This is a genomic window from Sphingomonas cremea (genome assembly GCF_021502585.1).
GTDB lineage: Bacteria > Pseudomonadota > Alphaproteobacteria > Sphingomonadales > Sphingomonadaceae > Sphingomicrobium > Sphingomicrobium cremea.
On the sequence record NZ_JAKFGM010000001.1, the window covers coordinates 802895 to 820135 of the forward strand.

Annotated in this window: 17 protein-coding genes and 2 tRNA genes; 3 read left to right on the top strand and 16 right to left on the bottom strand. The window is 60.5% G+C overall.

Features of this window, described 5'->3' with window-relative positions; all coding sequences use genetic code 11:
• Window positions 1–115 precede the first annotated feature (115 nt).
• Window positions 116–1216, top strand: coding sequence for an alanine dehydrogenase (gene ald / locus LVY65_RS04145; protein WP_235066733.1), 1101 nt, complete (start codon window positions 116–118; stop codon window positions 1214–1216).
• Here the strand turns inward: ald and LVY65_RS04150 are convergent.
• The 9 genes from LVY65_RS04150 to LVY65_RS04185 all read right to left on the bottom strand — a co-directional run bounded on the left by LVY65_RS04150 (window position 1201) and on the right by LVY65_RS04185 (window position 7160).
• Complete coding sequence (locus tag LVY65_RS04150; protein ID WP_235066734.1) at window positions 1201–1845, bottom strand: tetratricopeptide repeat protein; 645 nt, start codon at window positions 1843–1845, stop codon at window positions 1201–1203. The genes ald and LVY65_RS04150 overlap by 16 nt on opposite strands.
• Window positions 1845–2249 carry a cytochrome c-type biogenesis protein gene (locus tag LVY65_RS04155; protein WP_235066735.1) on the bottom strand — a complete coding sequence of 135 codons (405 nt, stop codon included), beginning with the start codon at window positions 2247–2249 and terminating at the stop codon, window positions 1845–1847. The genes LVY65_RS04150 and LVY65_RS04155 overlap by 1 nt, the downstream gene beginning before the upstream one ends.
• On the bottom strand, window positions 2246–2773 hold the full coding sequence (locus tag LVY65_RS04160) for a DsbE family thiol:disulfide interchange protein (protein ID WP_235066736.1): 528 nt from the start codon (window positions 2771–2773) through the stop codon (window positions 2246–2248). The genes LVY65_RS04155 and LVY65_RS04160 overlap by 4 nt, the downstream gene beginning before the upstream one ends.
• Window positions 2770–4692 carry a heme lyase CcmF/NrfE family subunit gene (locus LVY65_RS04165; protein WP_235066737.1) on the bottom strand — a complete coding sequence of 641 codons (1923 nt, stop codon included), beginning with the start codon at window positions 4690–4692 and terminating at the stop codon, window positions 2770–2772. The genes LVY65_RS04160 and LVY65_RS04165 overlap by 4 nt, the downstream gene beginning before the upstream one ends.
• Window positions 4689–5102, bottom strand: a complete 414-nt coding sequence (gene ccmE / locus LVY65_RS04170) for a cytochrome c maturation protein CcmE (protein WP_235066738.1) — start codon at window positions 5100–5102, stop codon at window positions 4689–4691. The genes LVY65_RS04165 and ccmE overlap by 4 nt, the downstream gene beginning before the upstream one ends.
• Entirely contained in the window at window positions 5099–5230 is a 132-nt protein-coding gene (locus tag LVY65_RS13195; RefSeq protein WP_268828568.1) for a hypothetical protein, read from the bottom strand. Before LVY65_RS13195 ends, ccmE begins: the two co-directional genes overlap by 4 nt.
• Window positions 5227–5946 carry a heme ABC transporter permease gene (locus tag LVY65_RS04175; RefSeq protein ID WP_235066739.1) on the bottom strand — a complete coding sequence of 240 codons (720 nt, stop codon included), beginning with the start codon at window positions 5944–5946 and terminating at the stop codon, window positions 5227–5229. Before LVY65_RS04175 ends, LVY65_RS13195 begins: the two co-directional genes overlap by 4 nt.
• Before the next feature lie 53 nt (window positions 5947–5999).
• Complete coding sequence (locus LVY65_RS04180; RefSeq protein WP_235066740.1) at window positions 6000–7049, bottom strand: Leu/Phe/Val dehydrogenase; 1050 nt, start codon at window positions 7047–7049, stop codon at window positions 6000–6002.
• Window positions 7050–7083: 34 nt separating this feature from the next.
• Window positions 7084–7160: transfer RNA gene (locus LVY65_RS04185), tRNA-His, on the bottom strand.
• Between the two features lie 82 nt (window positions 7161–7242).
• Between LVY65_RS04185 and LVY65_RS04190 the strand changes: the two genes are divergently transcribed.
• Window positions 7243–7683, top strand: a complete 441-nt coding sequence (locus tag LVY65_RS04190) for an HIT family protein (RefSeq protein WP_235066741.1) — start codon at window positions 7243–7245, stop codon at window positions 7681–7683.
• 81 nt (window positions 7684–7764) lie between these two features.
• On the top strand, window positions 7765–8481 hold the full coding sequence (locus LVY65_RS04195; RefSeq protein ID WP_235066742.1) for a Crp/Fnr family transcriptional regulator: 717 nt from the start codon (window positions 7765–7767) through the stop codon (window positions 8479–8481).
• 27 nt (window positions 8482–8508) lie between these two features.
• Here the strand turns inward: LVY65_RS04195 and LVY65_RS04200 are convergent.
• From LVY65_RS04200 to LVY65_RS04230, 7 genes are all read right to left on the bottom strand, one after another.
• Window positions 8509–8583 (bottom strand) — tRNA-Val (locus LVY65_RS04200).
• Between the two features lie 73 nt (window positions 8584–8656).
• On the bottom strand, window positions 8657–8929 hold the full coding sequence (locus LVY65_RS04205; protein WP_119530479.1) for an HU family DNA-binding protein: 273 nt from the start codon (window positions 8927–8929) through the stop codon (window positions 8657–8659).
• Between the two features lie 88 nt (window positions 8930–9017).
• On the bottom strand, window positions 9018–11420 hold the full coding sequence (gene lon, locus LVY65_RS04210; RefSeq protein WP_235066743.1) for an endopeptidase La: 2403 nt from the start codon (window positions 11418–11420) through the stop codon (window positions 9018–9020).
• A 42-nt stretch (window positions 11421–11462) separates the two neighbouring features.
• Window positions 11463–11984, bottom strand: a complete 522-nt coding sequence (locus LVY65_RS04215; protein WP_235066744.1) for a hypothetical protein — start codon at window positions 11982–11984, stop codon at window positions 11463–11465.
• A 3-nt stretch (window positions 11985–11987) separates the two neighbouring features.
• Window positions 11988–13268, bottom strand: a complete 1281-nt coding sequence (gene clpX, locus LVY65_RS04220) for an ATP-dependent Clp protease ATP-binding subunit ClpX (RefSeq protein ID WP_235066745.1) — start codon at window positions 13266–13268, stop codon at window positions 11988–11990.
• 208 nt (window positions 13269–13476) lie between these two features.
• Window positions 13477–14130, bottom strand: coding sequence for an ATP-dependent Clp endopeptidase proteolytic subunit ClpP (gene clpP / locus LVY65_RS04225; RefSeq protein ID WP_235066746.1), 654 nt, complete (start codon window positions 14128–14130; stop codon window positions 13477–13479).
• A 157-nt stretch (window positions 14131–14287) separates the two neighbouring features.
• Window positions 14288–17209, bottom strand: coding sequence for a TonB-dependent receptor (locus tag LVY65_RS04230; protein WP_235066747.1), 2922 nt, complete (start codon window positions 17207–17209; stop codon window positions 14288–14290).
• Between the last annotated feature and the right edge of the window lie 32 nt (window positions 17210–17241).

The following is a 17241-nucleotide window of genomic DNA, read 5'->3' on the forward strand; positions in this document are numbered from 1 at the left end:
AGTCCGTCAACACTGAATTGGGGCTTGCTCCAAAATGCACCGGTAAAAAGGCGCTGTAATCGTCCGAGTTGAGGTCTATAGGGCCGCCACTTTACAAAATCGGAGCGAGCACATCATGCGCGTCGGAGTACCAAAGGAAATCAAGGTTCATGAATATCGCGTCGGCCTGACGCCAGCGTCAGTGGCGGAACTGGTCGCGGCGGGTCATGAGGTGTTCGTCGAGACGAAGGCCGGCACGGGGATCGACTTTTCCGACGCTGCCTATGAGAAGGTAGGTGCCAAGATCCTGCCGACAGCGGCCGACGTGTTCGCGCAGAGCGACATGATCGTGAAGGTGAAGGAGCCACAGCCCCAGGAAATCGCGATGCTCGAGCCGCGGCACATCCTGTTTACCTACCTCCACCTCGCTGCGGACAAGGCCCAGGCCGAAGGACTGATGAAGTCAGGTGCGACCTGCATCGCCTATGAAACCGTTACGTCTCGTTCCGGCGCACTGCCGCTGCTCAAGCCAATGTCGGAAGTTGCGGGCCGGATGTCGGTCCAGGTTGGCGCTCATTATCTTGAAAAAGAACAGGGTGGCCGGGGCGTTCTGCTCGGCGGCGTTCCCGGCGTGGCGCCGGCCAAGGTTGCAATTCTCGGCGGCGGCGTCGCGGGCGTCAATGCAGCGCAGATGGCGACTGGCATGCGTGCCGACGTTACTATTTATGACATCAACAATGATCGGCTGGCAGAGCTGGACATGTTCTTTTCCAGCCAGATCAAGACTGCCTTCGCTTCCAAGGCCGCGATCGCCCAGGCAGTGACGGAAGCCGAACTGGTCATAGGCGCGGTGCTGGTGCCGGGCGCCGCTGCTCCCAAGCTTGTCACACGTGACATGCTTAAGACGATGAAGCGGGGTTCGGTGCTGGTAGACATCGCCATCGACCAGGGCGGCTGCTTCGAGACTTCGAAGCCGACCACTCATGACCATCCCGTCTACGAGATCGACGGCGTGATCCATTATTGCGTTGCCAACATGCCCGGGGCTGTTGCCCGCACGTCAACCTTCGCACTCAACAACGCCACCCTTCCTTTCGCGCTGAAGCTCGCAAATATGGGGGCCGAAGCGGCGATGGCCGAAGACGCGCATCTGGCCAACGGGCTCAATGTGTCGGGCGGCAAGATTCGGCATGAGGCGGTGGCCGAGGCGCTCGACCTGGCCTACGAGCCGGCCTGAACTTTCTCGGGGGGTGGTGACTTGGTCGCCGCCCCTCTCGTCATTAATAGCAGGCCGTCTTCAACCATCGGACGCCAGCTGGCATTTGCTGGGGCGTTGGCCAAGACCTGGCTCCACAGTCGGATGGCCTCATCGGGATTGCCTGAGCGAGCTTCGGCCAGCCCTAGAAAAAAGGGCGGCGCCGGATAACCTGGTGCAAGCTGCGCTGCCCGCACATAAGCATAACGGGCCGCAGGACTGAGCGTGCGGCTGTGATCGAACAGCGCATTGCCGAGCCCTACCCACAATTTATAGTCGCCCGGGCTCCTTGCAATCTGAGTCCGAAGCAAATTCACCGCATCCTGGGTATTGCCACGGGATGCCAATGCGTCGGCCATATTGAGCCATGTGTCGGAATAGTCGAACTGCCCCATCAACGCTTGACGTGCGCCCGTGAGCGGCATCGACGGCAGCCGTTCAGCCGATGTGCGTGGGGTTCCGGGCAAGCCAGGGCTGCCCTGAAGCGAATAGCCGGCGCAGCCGAAAGCAACGGCGGCACCCGCGAGCGTCAGCATCGGCCCACGCAGCTTCAATAGCCACAGCAGTGCGGCAGTTAGCAGCGCCAACAAGGCAAGCCAGGCGAAACCCATCAGCTGCGCCTCCTCACCATCCGCTTGCGCAGCAGCCAGGCGCCGGCCAGCAAGAAGATCAGTGGGGCTGCCCAAAGCGGCCAGGTGACTGGCTCAACCGGCGGACGATAGCTGACCCAATTGCCATAGCGCGCGATCAGCCAGCGACGGACCGTCTCCGGCTTTTCTCCAGCGGCTATCCGCTGACGCACCAGGGCCCGCATGTCGCCAGCCATTTCGGCATTGCTGTCGGCAATCGACTGACCCTGGCAGACCAGGCAGCGCAATTCTTCCATCAATGCCTTGGCCTGGGCTTCCTGCCGCGGATCTGGAAGCTGTTCATTAGCCCACCGTGCAGGCGGCAGTTCGCTATCCGCCCAGGCCGGCGCAGCCACCAGCAACAGGAAGGCAAACCAGTGCTTCACTTTGCTGCCTCCCACTCCTGGACGATCATCGCCACGTCACCAGGCTCAATCGGGCCCATATGCTGGTAGCGAACGACACCGCGCCCATCGATAACGAAAGTCTCCGGTACTCCCGATGAGCCAAGCGCAAGTTGGACTTGGCTTTCCGGATCCGCGCCAATTCGGTCAAATGGGTCACCATTGCGCTCGATAAAGGCCGCGACATCCTCCGGCCGGTCTCGCACAGCGATGGCATCGATCGGCAATCCGCGGTGCTTGAGCTCGGTCAGCAATGGCGCTTCGGCAATGCATGGCACGCACCAGCTCGCAAAAACGTTGATCAGGCGGGGCCGGCCGCTTGAGAAGTCTGCCGAGGACAAGCCCTGCCTCCCCGGGATTGCGGGTGCAAGTGCGAAGGTCGGAACGGGCTGGCCAATCATCTTCGACGGAATCTTTTGGTCGGCCGGACTGCTCAACCGCCAGGCGACGGCCCCGACGAAGGCGATCAATACCAGCAGCGGCAGGAAGCGAAGAGCGCGGTTCAAGCGAAGGCCTCCTCGCCGAGTATCCGCTGGCGACGTTCTCGGGTCAGACGGCCTAGCAAAGCTAATGTGCCGCCCAGTGCAATCAATATGCCACCCAGCCAGATCAGGGTGACGAACGGCTTCCACCACAATCGCAATTGCCAGCGCCCTTGGCCGTCCTGTTCGCCCAACACCGCATAGAGCTGGCCATTCCAGCTAGTGTCGATGGCAGCCTCGTTGGTCGTCGTCGGTGGCTCGGCAAAGAAGCGGCTTTGCGGTTCGAGGATCGTCACGCCCAACCCCCGCGAAGCACGAAGTTCAGCCTCGAGCGCCGACCAGTTCGGCCCCGCCACGGGCGTCACGTCGCGGAACTCGACCAGCCAGGGCCCAATTTCGATCCGGTCGCCGAGCCGGGCAACCGCGAGCTTCTCTTCGGTGAACGCGCTGTCCGATGCCATACCGAGAATCGCAACGGCAACGCCGAAATGCGCCAGCGCCATGCCCCATACGGCAAGCGGCGTTCGGCGGAGCGATCGACCGAACAGCGGTAACAGACTTGCAGGCAGCAGGGCGGCACCTATCGACAGGCCTAGGCGAGGCAGCCAGCCGATCTGGGGCGCCAAAATGAAACTCGTGATCAATACAGCCAGCGCGACAAGCAGGCCGGGAGCGAGCCGAGGCAGGATTGGCGCCGCATCCCGTCGCCATTTGAGCTGCGGGGCGATCAGCATCAGCCCCGCGAGCAACAGCGCGAGCGGGCTGGCGACACTGTTAAAATAAGGCGCGCCGACGGACAGTTTTTCGCCCGACGATGCTTCGGCGATCAGCGGGTAAAGCGTGCCAACGAACACAATGCCGAGGATTGCCGAAAGAAGCAGGTTGTTCGCTACAAGCCCGCCTTCGCGACTGACAATCTCAAACGGCGCGCCCTCTTTCACATGTGCGATACGAACGGCGAACAGGGTCAGAGCGCCGCCGATGTAAAGTGCTAGCAGGCAGAGTATGAACGTACCCCGCGTCGGATCGACCGCAAACGCATGAACCGACGTCAGGATTCCCGAACGCACCAGGAAGGTACCGATCATCGACAGGGAAAAGGCAATCAGCGCCAACATCATCGTCCAGGCGCGAAGCCCGCCTCGCGCCGCAAGGACATTAATGCTGTGCAATAGCGCAGTCGCGGCCAGCCATGGCATCAGCGAGGCATTCTCGACCGGGTCCCAGAACCACCAGCCACCCCAACCGAGCTCGTAATAGGCCCAGTAACTACCAGCGGTGATACCAAGGGTGAGCAAAATCCAGGCGCCAAGCACCCATGGCCGCATGGCCCGAGCGATGGCTGGACCTACCTCGCTCCGAACCAGGCCGCCGACCGCAAGGCTGAACGCAACCGACAGCCCGACATAACCGAGGTAGAGAGTCGGCGGGTGAAATGCCAAGCCCGGGTCCTGAAGCAATGGATTGAGACCGCGCCCATCCAAGGGGGCCGGACTCAACCGTTCGAACGGATTTGAAGCAAACAGGAGAAATGCAAAGAAGCCCAGGGCCAACGCCGCCTGGGCACCGAGCGCCGCACTGAGGGTGCGCTCACCAAGCCGCCGTTCGAACAACGCGACGATGGCACCTGCCACGGCCAGCACTGCCACCCAAAGCAGCATTGATCCCTCATGGTTTCCCCAGGTGCCAGCAAATTTGTAAAGCCAAGGCTTCTGGCTGTGGCTGTTCTCAAAAACGAGCAGCACGCTCATGTCGCTGCGCAGAAACAAAAAGATCAGCGCGCCGAAAGCGAACAGGGTCAATAGTCCCTGGGAAAGCGCGAGCGCGCGGACGGTTGAAATGCGACGGCCCTGATCACCGCCCAGCCCGCACGCCAACGCAAGCTGCAGCGCCGCAAGTGCGGCTGCCAGCCACAAAGCGGCAAGCCCAGCTTCAGCTATCACTGGTTCGCCATTTGCGGCGGCATATAACGTTCGTCATGCTTGGCGAGGATGGTGTCGGCAATGAACAGCCCACCGGGACCGAGCCGCCCTTCGGCGACCACCCCGCTTCCTTCACGGAACAGGTCGGGTGTGATGCCGCGGTAGACGACGGCTGTTTCCGCCTTTGTGTCGCTGACCGCAAAGCGAATGGTAAGACCGTCGGGATTGCGCTTGAGCGATCCTTTGACCACCATTCCGCCGAGCCGCATTGACTTGCCAGGAGCCGTCTTTCCTGCAGCGATGTCGGATGGCGTCACGAAATAGGCCGCGCGATCCTGCAAGCCCCACATGGCAAACAAGACAGCACCGATCAGGGCAGTGACAGCCAGGATAAGCAGTACCAGACGCTGATGCTTGGGCCGAACCATCATTGTCGGCGCTTTACAGCTTCAGCATCCGATTCCGCGCCCCGCATCGACAGGAGCGATACGACGACCAGTCCGACGGTGGCCAATGTTGCCAACCCGTAGGCAGCCACGACGAAAGTCCACTGACTCATTCGGCGGCACTTCGGCGCAATCGCGCTTCAAGCTTCTGGCGGGCGAGTTCGGCGCGCATTCGCATCAGGGTCACGGCGGCAAAAATGGCAGTGAAGCCGACCATCGTCAGCGGCAACGGCCACAATAATTCGGGCGCAATCGACGAGCCTTGGGCAATACTGATCGACTGGCCTTGGTGGAGTGTACGCCACCACAGCACCGAGTAATGGATGATCGGCAGGTTGACCGCGCCCACCAGGCCGAACAGCGCCGCCATGCGCCCCTCGCCGCCCCGTTCCCTCTCGGCCGACGCGAGCGCGATGTAGCCGAGATACAGAAAGAAAAGGATGAGCATCGAAGTGAGACGCCCGTCCCATTCCCACCAAGTCCCCCAGGTTGGCCGCCCCCAGATCGAACCGGTCGCCAGGCAAAGCGCGGCAAAGACGGCGCCAACGGGCGCCAATGCGCGACCTGCAACGGCGGCAAGGGGGTGCCGCCAAACCAGCTGGCTGATCGAGGAAGCGGCGATCGACGCCCAGCCGGCCATGCCCAGCCAGGCCGCGGGAACATGGATGTAGAGAATTCGAACCGTTTCGCCTTGCAAATAGTCCGGAGGGGTAACGAACAGGCCGCCGTAGATACCGGCGGCCAGCAACAACGCGCCAACGCCAAGCAACCAGCCGGTAGCGGGCCGGGCAAGCTTCAGGAATCGAGCGGGGTTGGCATAACCGTGCATGGGTGCAGGCCGTTTAGCGGCTGGTTCGGCCCATGGGAACTACGTGCTCCCCCTTAGCCTCGCCCGATCAGCTTTTGCGCCATCGCGTCGGCAACCGAAGCGGGATCGCGGCCGGTGGCGGCGCTTTCCGCCCAGATCTGGTCTAGCCGGCCCGGGATCGCCTCGATCCGCGAGCGGACCAGGTCAGGCCCGCCATCGCCAAGATATTCGGTCGACACGTTAATGATCCCGCCGGCATTGATGACATAATCGGGAGCATAGAGAATGCCGCGAGCGTCGAGCCGCTTGCCATCCTCGGGCGTCTTGAGCTGGTTGTTTGCGCCGCCGGCTATGATCGGGGTTCTTAGCCCCGCGATCGACTCCTCAGTGAGGATCGCGCCGAGGGCGCAGGGACTGACGACGTCAGCTTCCAGAAACAGGATGTCGGTCGGCGCGACAACCGTGCCTCCGGTTTCTGCCGCCAGCTTTTCGGCCCGCGCGGCATCGACGTCGGCGATCGAGATCCTGGCACCTTCCTTGGCTGCTAGGCGGGCAACACCGCCGGCAACACTGCCCGCGCCCTGCATTGCGATGTGAAGCCCCGCAACGCTATCCTTGCCCAACGCACGCTTCACCGCGGCCTTGATGCCGAGGAACACGCCCAGTGACGTGTGAGGCCCAGGGTCGCCGCCAACCGCGCCGCCCTCGACAGGAAGGCCGGCTACGAACTTGGTCTGTTTCGAAATCTCGATCATGTCCGCGACCGACATTCCTACGTCCTCGGCGGTAACATATTTGCCGCCAAGCGAATTTACTGCGCGGCCAAATGCAGCGAGCATTTCGGGTGCCTTGGTGCGATCCTTATCGGCCAGCACAACGGCCTTGCCGCCACCCAGCGGCAGACCCGCCATAGCGTTCTTGTAGCTCATGCCGCGCGACAGGCGCAGCGCGTCCGTCAAAGCGTCCGCATCGTCGGCATAGTACCACAGGCGCGTCCCGCCCGCGGCCGGACCAAGATGGGTCGAATGCATGGCAATAATCGCGCGCAGCCCGCTTTTCTCATCGGTTACAAAATGCAGCGCTTCGTGCGCGTCGAAATCGGGATAGCCCCAAGGGGTGTTCATGGATCGCCTAACTACCTGTTTGGCCACGGAAAAATGGGGCGATCGACGGGACTTGAACCCGCGACCCCCGGTACCACAAACCGGTGCTCTAACCAACTGAGCTACGATCGCCATGAAGCGCCTTGGAAGGGGCGCGGGGGCTCCTTAAGGTCGCACGCCAAGCTTGGCAAGCGATGCGACAAAGGCATGGGTAATGGTCAATGACACAATTCGGAAGTTTGGATTCCCCGAAACGCTAGTCCGCGATTATGAGTATTGGGTACTCCTCCTCCGCCCTGCGCAAGTGACCCTGGGTTCCCTGGTGCTGGCGACGAAGGACGACGCGACCGCATTTGGCAACCTGCCGGCGGGCGCGCATGCGGAACTGGCGCGGATATCCGCGGAGGTCGAAGCGGCTTTATCAGCGGCGGTCGATTATCAGCGGATCAACTATCTAATGCTGATGATGGTCGACCCGCACGTCCATTTCCACATCATCCCTCGCTACGAAGGCTCACGCACCTTTGAAAACCTGGAAATATGGGACAAGGGTTGGCCCGGACCTCCGGACCTTAAATCTGCCGAAACGATGCCGGAAGAGGTGTTCCACAGGCTCCGCCAGAGAATCATGCAATTTTGGTTATTAACTTATTAACTATAATTGTAATTTCGTGGTATCACATATTGCTTGCGCGAGCGTAACAAGCAGAGCATCCCTCCGCGCGGGGAGAACAGAATGACGATTCGACGAGCGCGCTCGCCGGGTGAAACCGGTATGGAGCTGCGCGATATACTCTTGCGAGCTGGCCTTGCGCCAAAATACGCCGACATGCTCGAGCAAATGCCGCATAAGGTGGTCCACATTGATTCCCGCCGGCCGTTCCGTGAACCCGGCGTCGCACGCGATGAAGTGATGGTGGTGCGATCGGGAATCCTGGCCAAATTCAAAAGCGATGGCAGCGGACGACGACAGATCGTTGCGTTGCGTTTTCCAGGCGAGGGCATCCTCCCACACGAGGGCGTTGCCGATTATGGCCTGCAAGCCATAGTCCGCACCGAAATATTGATTGGCAAGGCTGATGATTTCGACGCGATCGTCGATGCCAACCCTGAGCTCGCGCGGTTTTTCTGGAGATTGGTCCAGCGCCAGAATGCCATCAGCTACGAATGGCTGGTCAATACCGGTCGCCGAGATTCGACATCCCGGGTTGCGCATCTCCTTTGCGAAACCGCTGCGCGGATGGGGATCGATGCCAGTCGGCAGCCGATGATAAACCCGTTTACCCAACAGCAGATCGCCGACATCACCGGCCAGACGTCAGTCAACGTCAACCGAGTGTTCGCCGATCTTGAGCGACAAGGGCTCATCAAGCGTCGCGGTCGTGAAATCATATTTACGGACTGGGCCGAGATGCGCCGGGTTGCGGGTTTCCAGCCTGGCTATCTGCAGTAGCAAGCCACCGGAAGGGCCATGTCAGGATGGTGGGCGCGGTAGGGATTGAACCTACGACCCCACCCGTGTGAAGGGTGTGCTCTACCACTGAGCTACGCGCCCATCCCGACGGTCGAGCGCCATTAGGCGAGCGCCCGGCCCCTGTCCAGCCGCCACGCCAGGTGCTTCTCAAATCCTACTGGACGGCGTCTTTAAGTACCTTCCCGGGACGGAATTTCGGCTGCGAAGTTGCCTTGATCTGCATCGGCTCGCCAGTGCGCGGATTGCGTCCGGTGGACGCCTTACGACGGGTCACCGAAAAATTGCCGAATCCAACCAGCCGAACCTCATCGCCGCGCTTCAGGGTCGACGTGATCACCTCAAGCATGGTTTCGACAGCGCGGCTTGCATCGTTGCGGGAGAGGCCAGCGCGATCCGCTACGTGGCCGATAAGTTCCTGCTTGTTCATGCTTTACGCTCCCGGATTGGCGCCGCGAGACTCGCAGGCCGTCAGAAACGACTAACTTAAGGCTATTTCTGCGCCCCAAGTCAAAGGGCTAGTGACGAACTGCCGCGCCTTCACCACCGACTGGCGGGTGAACGATCGGCTCAGTCGCTTGCTCGTCGGCATCGGTCCATTCGATCGGAACCATCGGCTTCGCTAGCGCCCGGGCCAAAACTTCATCGACATGACTGACCGGAATAATCTCCAGCGCTTCCTTCACTGAGGCAGGGATCTCGGCCAGATCCTTTTCATTTTCCGCAGGGATCAGCACGGTGCGGATGCCGCCACGCAACGCCGCCAGTAGTTTCTCCTTCAAACCACCGATAGGCAGTACGCGGCCACGAAGCGTCACTTCTCCCGTCATTGCGATGTCACGACGAACGGGGATCGCCGCCAGCGTCGAGATCATCGCGGTGACCATGCCAACGCCGGCCGACGGCCCGTCCTTGGGGACGGCACCTTCGGGAAGGTGGACGTGGATGTCCTTGCGGGCGAAGATTGACGGCTTCACCCCGTAGCTTGGGCTGCGCGCCTTGACGAAGCTCATCGCTGTCTGGATCGACTCCGTCATGACCTCGCCGAGCTTACCGGTAGTCTTGATCTGTCCCTTGCCGGGTACGGTCACCGCTTCGATTGTGAGCAATTCGCCACCAACCTCGGTCCAGGCAAGACCGGTAACGGCACCGATCTGATCCTCTTCTTCCCCAACGCCATAGCGGAATCGGCGAACGCCAAGAAATTCACCAACATTATCAGCGGTTAGTGCGACTGTCTCAGTTTTTGCCTCAAGAATCTGGCGGAGCGATTTGCGTGCAACCTTGGCAAGTTCGCGCTCGAGCGTACGCACGCCGGCCTCGCGCGTGTAATGCTGAATGATCGCTCGAAGGCCCTCGTCAGTGAAGACAAGTTCCCCCTCCTTCAAACCGTGCGCCTCGATTTGCTTTGGGATGAGATGTCGCTTGGCGATCTCGACTTTCTCGTCCTCGGTGTAACCCTCCAGCCGGATGATCTCCATGCGATCGAGCAATGGTTGCGGCATGTCGAGCGAGTTGGCGGTGGTGACGAACATCACATCGGATAGGTCGTAATCCAGCTCCAGATAATGATCCTGGAAGCGGCTGTTCTGTTCGGGGTCAAGCACTTCGAGCAGCGCCGAAGCGGGATCGCCGCGGAAATCCTGGCCAAGCTTGTCGATTTCGTCGAGCAGGAACAGCGGGTTGCTCGTCCCCGCTTTCTTCAGATTGGTGATGATCTTGCCCGGCAGCGACCCGATATAGGTCCTGCGATGGCCGCGGATTTCGGCTTCGTCGCGCACACCGCCTAATGACTGGCGCGCAAATTCGCGCCCCGTCGCCCTGGCAATCGAGCGGCCGAGTGAGGTTTTGCCTACGCCCGGCGGTCCGACCAGGCAGAGGATCGGTCCCTTGAGCCGGTTCGTTCGGGCCTGCACCGCCAAATATTCGACGATCCGGTCTTTGACCTTCTCCAGCCCGTAATGATCCTCATCGAGCACCCGTTGAGCTTCGGCGATGTCGCGCTTCAGTCGAGATTTCTTGCCCCATGGCAGGCCAAGCAGCACGTCGAGGTAGTTGCGCGCAACCGTCGCTTCGGCGCTCATCGGCGCCATTCCGCGCAGCTTTTTCAGCTCGGCATTGGCGCGATTGCGGGCCTCCTTGCTGAGACGCGTCTTGCGGATCTTCGCGGCAAGCTCGTTGAGGTCGTCCCCACCCTCCTCGCCTTCGTTGCCGAGCTCGCGCTGGATCGCCTTCAGTTGCTCATTCAAATAATATTCGCGCTGGGTCTTCTCCATTTGCCGCTTCACGCGGCTGCGAATCTTTTTCTCGACCTGCAGGACGCCAAGCTCGCCTTCCATGAAAGCAAACACCATCTCCAGCCGACGGGCCGGGTTAAGCTCTCCCAGCAGTGCCTGCTTGTCCGAGACCTTGATCGACAGGTTGGAAGCGACGGCGTCCGCCAGGATCGATGGATCTTCAATTTCGCCAAGCTGCATCGAAGTTTCGGCGGGCAGTCGCTTGTTGAGCTTTGCATAATTGTCGAACTGATCGATGACCGAGCGCATCAGCGCCTGGGCCTCGGGTCCCTCGGCTTCTTCTTCGTCGACTAGCTCGACCTCGGCCTGCTGGTGCCCATCGGAATCCGTCAGATTGACGAGCCGGGCTCGCTGTGCGCCCTCAACCAGCACGCGAACAGTGCCATCGGGAAGCTTTAGCATCTGCATAGCAGTGGCGATGACCCCAAGGTCGTAGAGAGCATCGCGATCGGGATCATCTTCGCTCGGGTCGAGCTGGGCGACGAGGAAAAGCTCCTTGCCCGCGGCCATTGCCGACTCAAGTGCCGCTACGGATTTTTCACGTCCGACGAACAGCGGAACGATTCGATGAGGGAAAACGACGATGTCGCGAAGGGGCAGGACTGGAAGAGTACGAGTTGTCATCGTCCATATATGGGCGGCGGGCTGCTCCAGCGCAACGGATGACTAGCCGAAAGCAACTACCCAGCCCGGACCGACATTCTGCAACGCGTGAGTGGTAGCGGCTACAGCCACGCCAGCCCAAAAGCCGCGCTGACGCCATACGACAAACAGCGTCGAGAAAATGAGGAACGGCCACCAGATGACGAGGCCCCAACCCACGGCCTCCAACGAATGGGCGATACCCCATCCACCAGCGCTAAGCAGGATCGCGGCCACGGGCGGCATGAAGCGAAGGAACAGCGACAGAAAGCCGGCCATGATCAACGTTTCGAGCAGGGGCGCGAAAACGACCAGCATGAAAAAGGCTATCGGCCCCTTCATTGGGAATTCGGGGGTCGGCAATGCGGGCGCGAAGGCCTTCGACAAAGCGGCAAGGGCAAGGCTGCCGATAATACTGAGCGCCCATCCGGTCAGGATAGCCAGCCACGCTCTCCGCGGCTCGCGCAAAGGCGCCGGCAGGAAGCGCAGGAAATTATCGTCAAACAGCCGACCGGGCTCTGGGACGGTCAGTTCTGCGCTCGCCACCTGCTAGGCCGCGTCGCCGCCCGAGGAGGCGGTCTTGTCTTTCTTGGCATAGACGCGAACCGGGTCCTTGCTCCCGCCGACCACGTCCTTGTCGATATGGACCTCGTCGACACCTTCCATCGAAGGCAGGTCGAACATGGTGTCGAGCAAAATGCCCTCAAGGATCGAGCGGAGGCCGCGGGCCCCGGTCTTGCGCTCGATGGCTTTCTTGGCGACCGCGTGCAGTGCTTCCTCGGAGAAGCCCAATTCGACATCCTCCATGTCGAACAGCTTCTGATATTGCTTAACTAGAGCATTCTTGGGCTCAATCAGGATCTTGACCAACGCCTCCTCGTCGAGATCCTCGAGCGTGGCGATGACCGGTAGGCGGCCGATGAACTCCGGGATCAGGCCGAACTTCAACAAATCTTCGGGCTCAGTCGATTTGAGCAGTTCACCCTGGCGCCGATCCTCGGGCGCGGCGACGTGAGCCCCGAAGCCAATCGACTTGCCCTGAAGGCGATCGCCGATGATCTTGTCCAGCCCGGCGAAAGCACCGCCGCAGATGAACAGGATGTTGGTGGTGTCGACCTGCAGGAATTCTTGCTGCGGATGCTTGCGGCCACCCTGCGGCGGGACAGAGGCAGTCGTGCCTTCCATCAGCTTCAGAAGCGCCTGCTGGACACCCTCACCAGACACATCGCGAGTGATCGAAGGATTGTCCGATTTGCGGCTGATCTTGTCGATTTCGTCAATGTAGACGATCCCGCGCTGCGCCTTTTCGACGTTATAGTCCGATGCCTGGAGCAGCTTGAGGATGATGTTCTCGACATCCTCACCGACATAGCCCGCCTCGGTCAGCGTCGTTGCATCGGCCATCGTGAAGGGTACGTCGAGGATCCGCGCCAGCGTCTGGGCCAACAATGTCTTGCCGCAGCCGGTCGGGCCGATCAGCAGGATGTTGGATTTGGCGAGTTCAACCTCATTGCCGGTCTTGGAGCCATGCGCAAGCCGCTTGTAGTGATTGTGGACCGCGACCGAGAGCACCCGCTTGGCGCGATTCTGGCCAATCACATAATCATCGAGGACCTTGTATATTTCCGACGGAGTCGGAACCCCGTCCCGCGTCTTGACCAAGGCGGACTTCGTCTCTTCTCGGATGATGTCGTTGCACAGCTCGACGCATTCGTCACAGATGAAGACGGTCGGGCCCGCAATCAGCTTGCGCACCTCATGCTGCGACTTGCCGCAGAAGCTGCAGTAAAGCGTGCTCTTGCTATCGCCGCCGCCGGAAAGCTTCGTCATACCGTTCCTTGTCTTCGTGCCAGCCGCGTCCGCGGCCGGCCGGTCATGCTAAACCGGTTTATCGCACAATCAAACTGGCAAGAACGTTAACGCCGTCCGCTGCCAAGTATCTGTCCCAAATATGGAACGCCGCAACCCATCGGGCAAGGGTGGCTTGCGAGGCTTCGGACGGCGGAGTCCGTCTAAAAGGAGAAATGCGCCGCCCGAGTTAGGCCGGCGTAATGTCTGCAGCGCCGGTGGTGTCGCCCTCACCCTGATCAGGACGTCGGTCAAACACCTCGTCGATCAGGCCGAATTCCTTGGCCTCGTCCGCCTCGAGGAATTTGTCGCGGTCCATCGCAATCTCGATCGCCTCGATCGGCTGGCCAGTATATTTTGCATAGAGCGTATTCAGCCGTGTGCGCATGCGCAGGATTTCGCGAGCCTGGATCTCGATATCGGACGCCATGCCCTGGGCGCCGCCCGACGGCTGGTGAATCATGATCCGGCTGTTGGTGAGCGCGATGCGCATGCCCGGCTCGCCAGCGCAGAGCAGGAAGCTGCCCATGGAAGCGGCTTGGCCGATGCAGACGGTGCTGACCTTGGGCCGGATGTACTGCATCGTGTCGTGGATCGCGAGGCCGGCCGTCACCACGCCGCCCGGCGAGTTGATGTACATGAAGATGTCCTTCTTCGGGTTTTCGGACTCGAGGAAGAGCAGCTGGGCGGTGATCAGCGAGGCCATATGGTCTTCGATCGGGCCGGTGATGAAGACGATTCGTTCGCGCAGCAGCCGCGAGTAAATGTCGAAGCTGCGCTCGCCCCGGTTTGACTGCTCGATGACGATTGGGACGAGTCCGGAAACGATGTCTTGATGGTCCATGGGAAAATCTGGTCCTTGCGTTGCGTTGCGCCCTACATCGGGCGGATCGTCCGCCGGTTCAAGCCGCTGTGAGCTCAAACATACGAAAGGGCGGCCGGCGCATGGCCGACCGCCCTCCCCCGTTCGGCGGTTCCTAGGATCCGCCTTACACCTTCAACTACATCTGGTAGCTAACCCGAAGGTATCCGTAGCGACCCGGCGCGTCATAGGTCGTCGGATCATAGTTATTGCCGCTGCAGGTGTAGCAGCCCGGCGGATCCTTATCGAAGAGGTTGTTGACACCGGCGGTGAAAGTGAACCGCTTGTCGAGCTGGCTCGGCGTGTAGTTCACTTGTATGTCCGTATAGAAGCGGCTGTTGAGCGTGTTCGGCCCGATCGCGGCTTGTTCTGTGACGCTGTCGATATATCGACCTGTGACAAGGGCCATGACGTCGCCAAGCGACCAATCGACCGTCGCATTAGCTTTCCATTCCGGGAATGCCTGATCGGGACTGCCGCGCTCGGTCCCCTTGCGGTTAAGCACGACGAATCCATTTGAAGCCGTCAGCACATATTTGAACAAATGGTTGACGTTCGCCGTCAGACCGAACCGACCCACTGACGTGGCCGGCGACCGGTAATTGAGCGTCGCGTCTATGCCCTTGGTGCGAATGCTGTCGAGGTTATCCAATGTTCCATCGATTTCGTTCACAAATCCGTTGGAAGTGCGGATCACCAGCGCGCAGCTGTCCGCGTCACCAAGCAAGGCACAATCGTTGAGCGTGACGTTGGGATCGACCGCGCCGATCGCGTCGGTGACCTTGATGTCGTAATAATTGAACTCAACGTTGAAATTGCTGCCACCGCTACGCGCCCACTCCGGTGAATATACGATGCCTAAAGTCAGGTTCTTCGATTTCTCCGGCTTCAGGTTTTCGTTGCCTTGGGTAATAACCGGCAGCTGTCCCGGTTCCTCCTGGTAGCTGCCTGAAGCTGGCACGCCATTGGCAATGCAGTTGGCCCGTACCGTGGCACTGGTCGCCCATGGCGAGCCTGGGAGGTTGGAACAGGGGTCCGTAGCAGGCAAATCGAAGCGCGATCGCCCGCCAAAGAGCTCACCCAAGCTCGGTGCACGGAATCCGGTCGAATAGGATCCACGCAACAGAACATCGGACACCGGCTTCCACAATCCGGTCACCGTAAAGGTCGTGCTGCTGCCGCTGATCGAATAGTTGGAATGGCGAACGGCACCATTGGCTTCCAATGATTTGGCGAAAGGCTGATCCTTCAAGATCGGGACGCGAATTTCCCCGTAGATTTCGTCAACGTTATAGTGGCCGGATGCCGGTTGCGCGGGAATGTCAGCGCCGAGCCCTGCCGCCACAATCTCGTCGGGATGAAAATTCGCGCTCTGGAAACGATGCTCGTACCCGAACGCAACGCCGACCGGACCAGCCGGAAGTTCGACCACATCGCCCGTAATATTTGCGGTGAAGCCGGCTAGTTTCTGTTTGCTTCTGTCATGCTCGGTAAAACCGATCCAATCGAGCATGTCTGGAGTAATCGACCCGGCGCCGCCGAACAGGTTGAGCGGCACGCAGCCGGCCGTCGCTAGACAGGTCGCGAGAGGGCCGATTGCAAGGGCGACTCGGTCCGCGCGGACGTTGCCGGTGAAGCTCTGGTGGGCCTCGTTGACCCCAACCAGGCCGTTCACATCCCAATACCAGTCATGCTCAAACATGTTGAGCTTGCCGTCCAGGGTCGCCGTAAGTGAATAGGTGTTGACCTTCTGATTGAAGGTGCGCTGGCCTGCTTCGATGAGACGGCGCCCTACGAATGAATAGTTCTGCGCCCTGCCGTTGGGCGTACCATCCGGATTGCGCCCTGATTCCAGCGTGTATCCAAACGGGTTGTAAGGGTTGGTTGCGTCGAACGATAGCGTATCGAACAGGCTACCCGCGCCATTGCCGGCATCGGGGCCGATAAACAACGGCTCGAAAGCCGCCTGGTTCTGCGACTTGCGATGATTGTAAATGCCGCTGACGCGCAGATTAATATCCGAGCCAAGATCCTGCTTGACCGACAACCATGCGCCCCAGCGTTCGTTTGGCGTAATAATGTAATTGAATGGCGCGAAATTGAACCGATCGGCGGCAGTAAACTGCCGCAACTCCGCGAACGTAGGCGTGCTGTCAGGTCCGGAGCCGATGGTAAAATTACCATTTAAAGTAGGGGTAGCTACAAAATAAGGACGCAAGTCGAAACGGCCATTGGCTGCCGCGCTGCTGCAACCACCGATGGGATCGGTACAGGATTTCTGCCCCGGATTCGGGAATTGCGAAATATCGCGATCCGCGGTCCGAACGGGCTTCTGCTTCACATAGGCTGCGCCGACCACGATCTCGGTCGAGTTATCGGTGCCATTCCCCCAGCTGAGCTGGTAGTCCTGCGTTTGGCCGTCGCCTTCACCGATATATTTGCCGTATTGGGCGGAAGCGCGCAGGCCCTTCTGGTGTGAAACCGTAATGACGTTGACCACACCGGCGATCGCATCCGAACCGTAGAGTGGCGAGGCGCCGGCCTGCAGCACCTCGATCCTTTCGATCATATTCGCCGGGATCGTGTTGAGGTCGACCGTCGCGGGAATGCCGCTGGCGCTTGTTCCGTTGACGAAGCGCAATCCGTCTACCAGGACCAGCGTGCGCTTGGCGCCCAGGTAGCGCAAATCGATTTCCGCCGAGCCGGCGCCGACACCGCCGCCATCGGGCGGATTGCCGATGTTGCCGCTGTTATTGACCTTGGAGTTAAGACCGCCACTCGCACTTGGCAGGCGCTGCAAAATATCGGCGACCGCTGATAGGCCCGTCTCCGCCAGATCGCTTTGATCGAGCGTGATAACCGGCGAATCCTGATCGAGCGGATTGCGGCGAATGCGCGAGCCGGTGACAACAATCTCGCCCATCGAAGCGGGCTCGGAAGCGGCGGCCTGGGTCTCGGGCTGATCTGCTGGTGGTGGGGCACTTTGCGCCGCGGCGGCACTGCCGATAACCAATGCAAGCACACCGGCTCCGCAACGAAGCCCCGTCAACACTCGGCTCATCATTATCTCCCTGTTATACGACGACCGGTCAA

Bases quoted from the DNA above. Each gene is read 5' to 3' on its own strand.
- ald (WP_235066733.1), top strand. From the start codon at position 116: ATGCGCGTCGGAGTACCAAAGGAAATCAAGGTTCATGAATATCGCGTC.
- LVY65_RS04150 (WP_235066734.1), bottom strand. From the start codon at position 1,845: ATGGGTTTCGCCTGGCTTGCCTTGTTGGCGCTGCTAACTGCCGCACTG.
- ccmE (WP_235066738.1), bottom strand. From the start codon at position 5,102: ATGATGGTTCGGCCCAAGCATCAGCGTCTGGTACTGCTTATCCTGGCT.
- LVY65_RS13195 (WP_268828568.1), bottom strand. From the start codon at position 5,230: ATGAGTCAGTGGACTTTCGTCGTGGCTGCCTACGGGTTGGCAACATTG.
- LVY65_RS04175 (WP_235066739.1), bottom strand. From the start codon at position 5,946: ATGCACGGTTATGCCAACCCCGCTCGATTCCTGAAGCTTGCCCGGCCC.
- LVY65_RS04180 (WP_235066740.1), bottom strand. From the start codon at position 7,049: ATGAACACCCCTTGGGGCTATCCCGATTTCGACGCGCACGAAGCGCTG.
- LVY65_RS04190 (WP_235066741.1), top strand. From the start codon at position 7,243: ATGGTCAATGACACAATTCGGAAGTTTGGATTCCCCGAAACGCTAGTC.
- LVY65_RS04195 (WP_235066742.1), top strand. From the start codon at position 7,765: ATGACGATTCGACGAGCGCGCTCGCCGGGTGAAACCGGTATGGAGCTG.
- LVY65_RS04205 (WP_119530479.1), bottom strand. From the start codon at position 8,929: ATGAACAAGCAGGAACTTATCGGCCACGTAGCGGATCGCGCTGGCCTC.
- lon (WP_235066743.1), bottom strand. From the start codon at position 11,420: ATGACAACTCGTACTCTTCCAGTCCTGCCCCTTCGCGACATCGTCGTT.
- clpX (WP_235066745.1), bottom strand. From the start codon at position 13,268: ATGACGAAGCTTTCCGGCGGCGGCGATAGCAAGAGCACGCTTTACTGC.
- clpP (WP_235066746.1), bottom strand. From the start codon at position 14,130: ATGGACCATCAAGACATCGTTTCCGGACTCGTCCCAATCGTCATCGAG.
- LVY65_RS04230 (WP_235066747.1), bottom strand. From the start codon at position 17,209: ATGAGCCGAGTGTTGACGGGGCTTCGTTGCGGAGCCGGTGTGCTTGCA.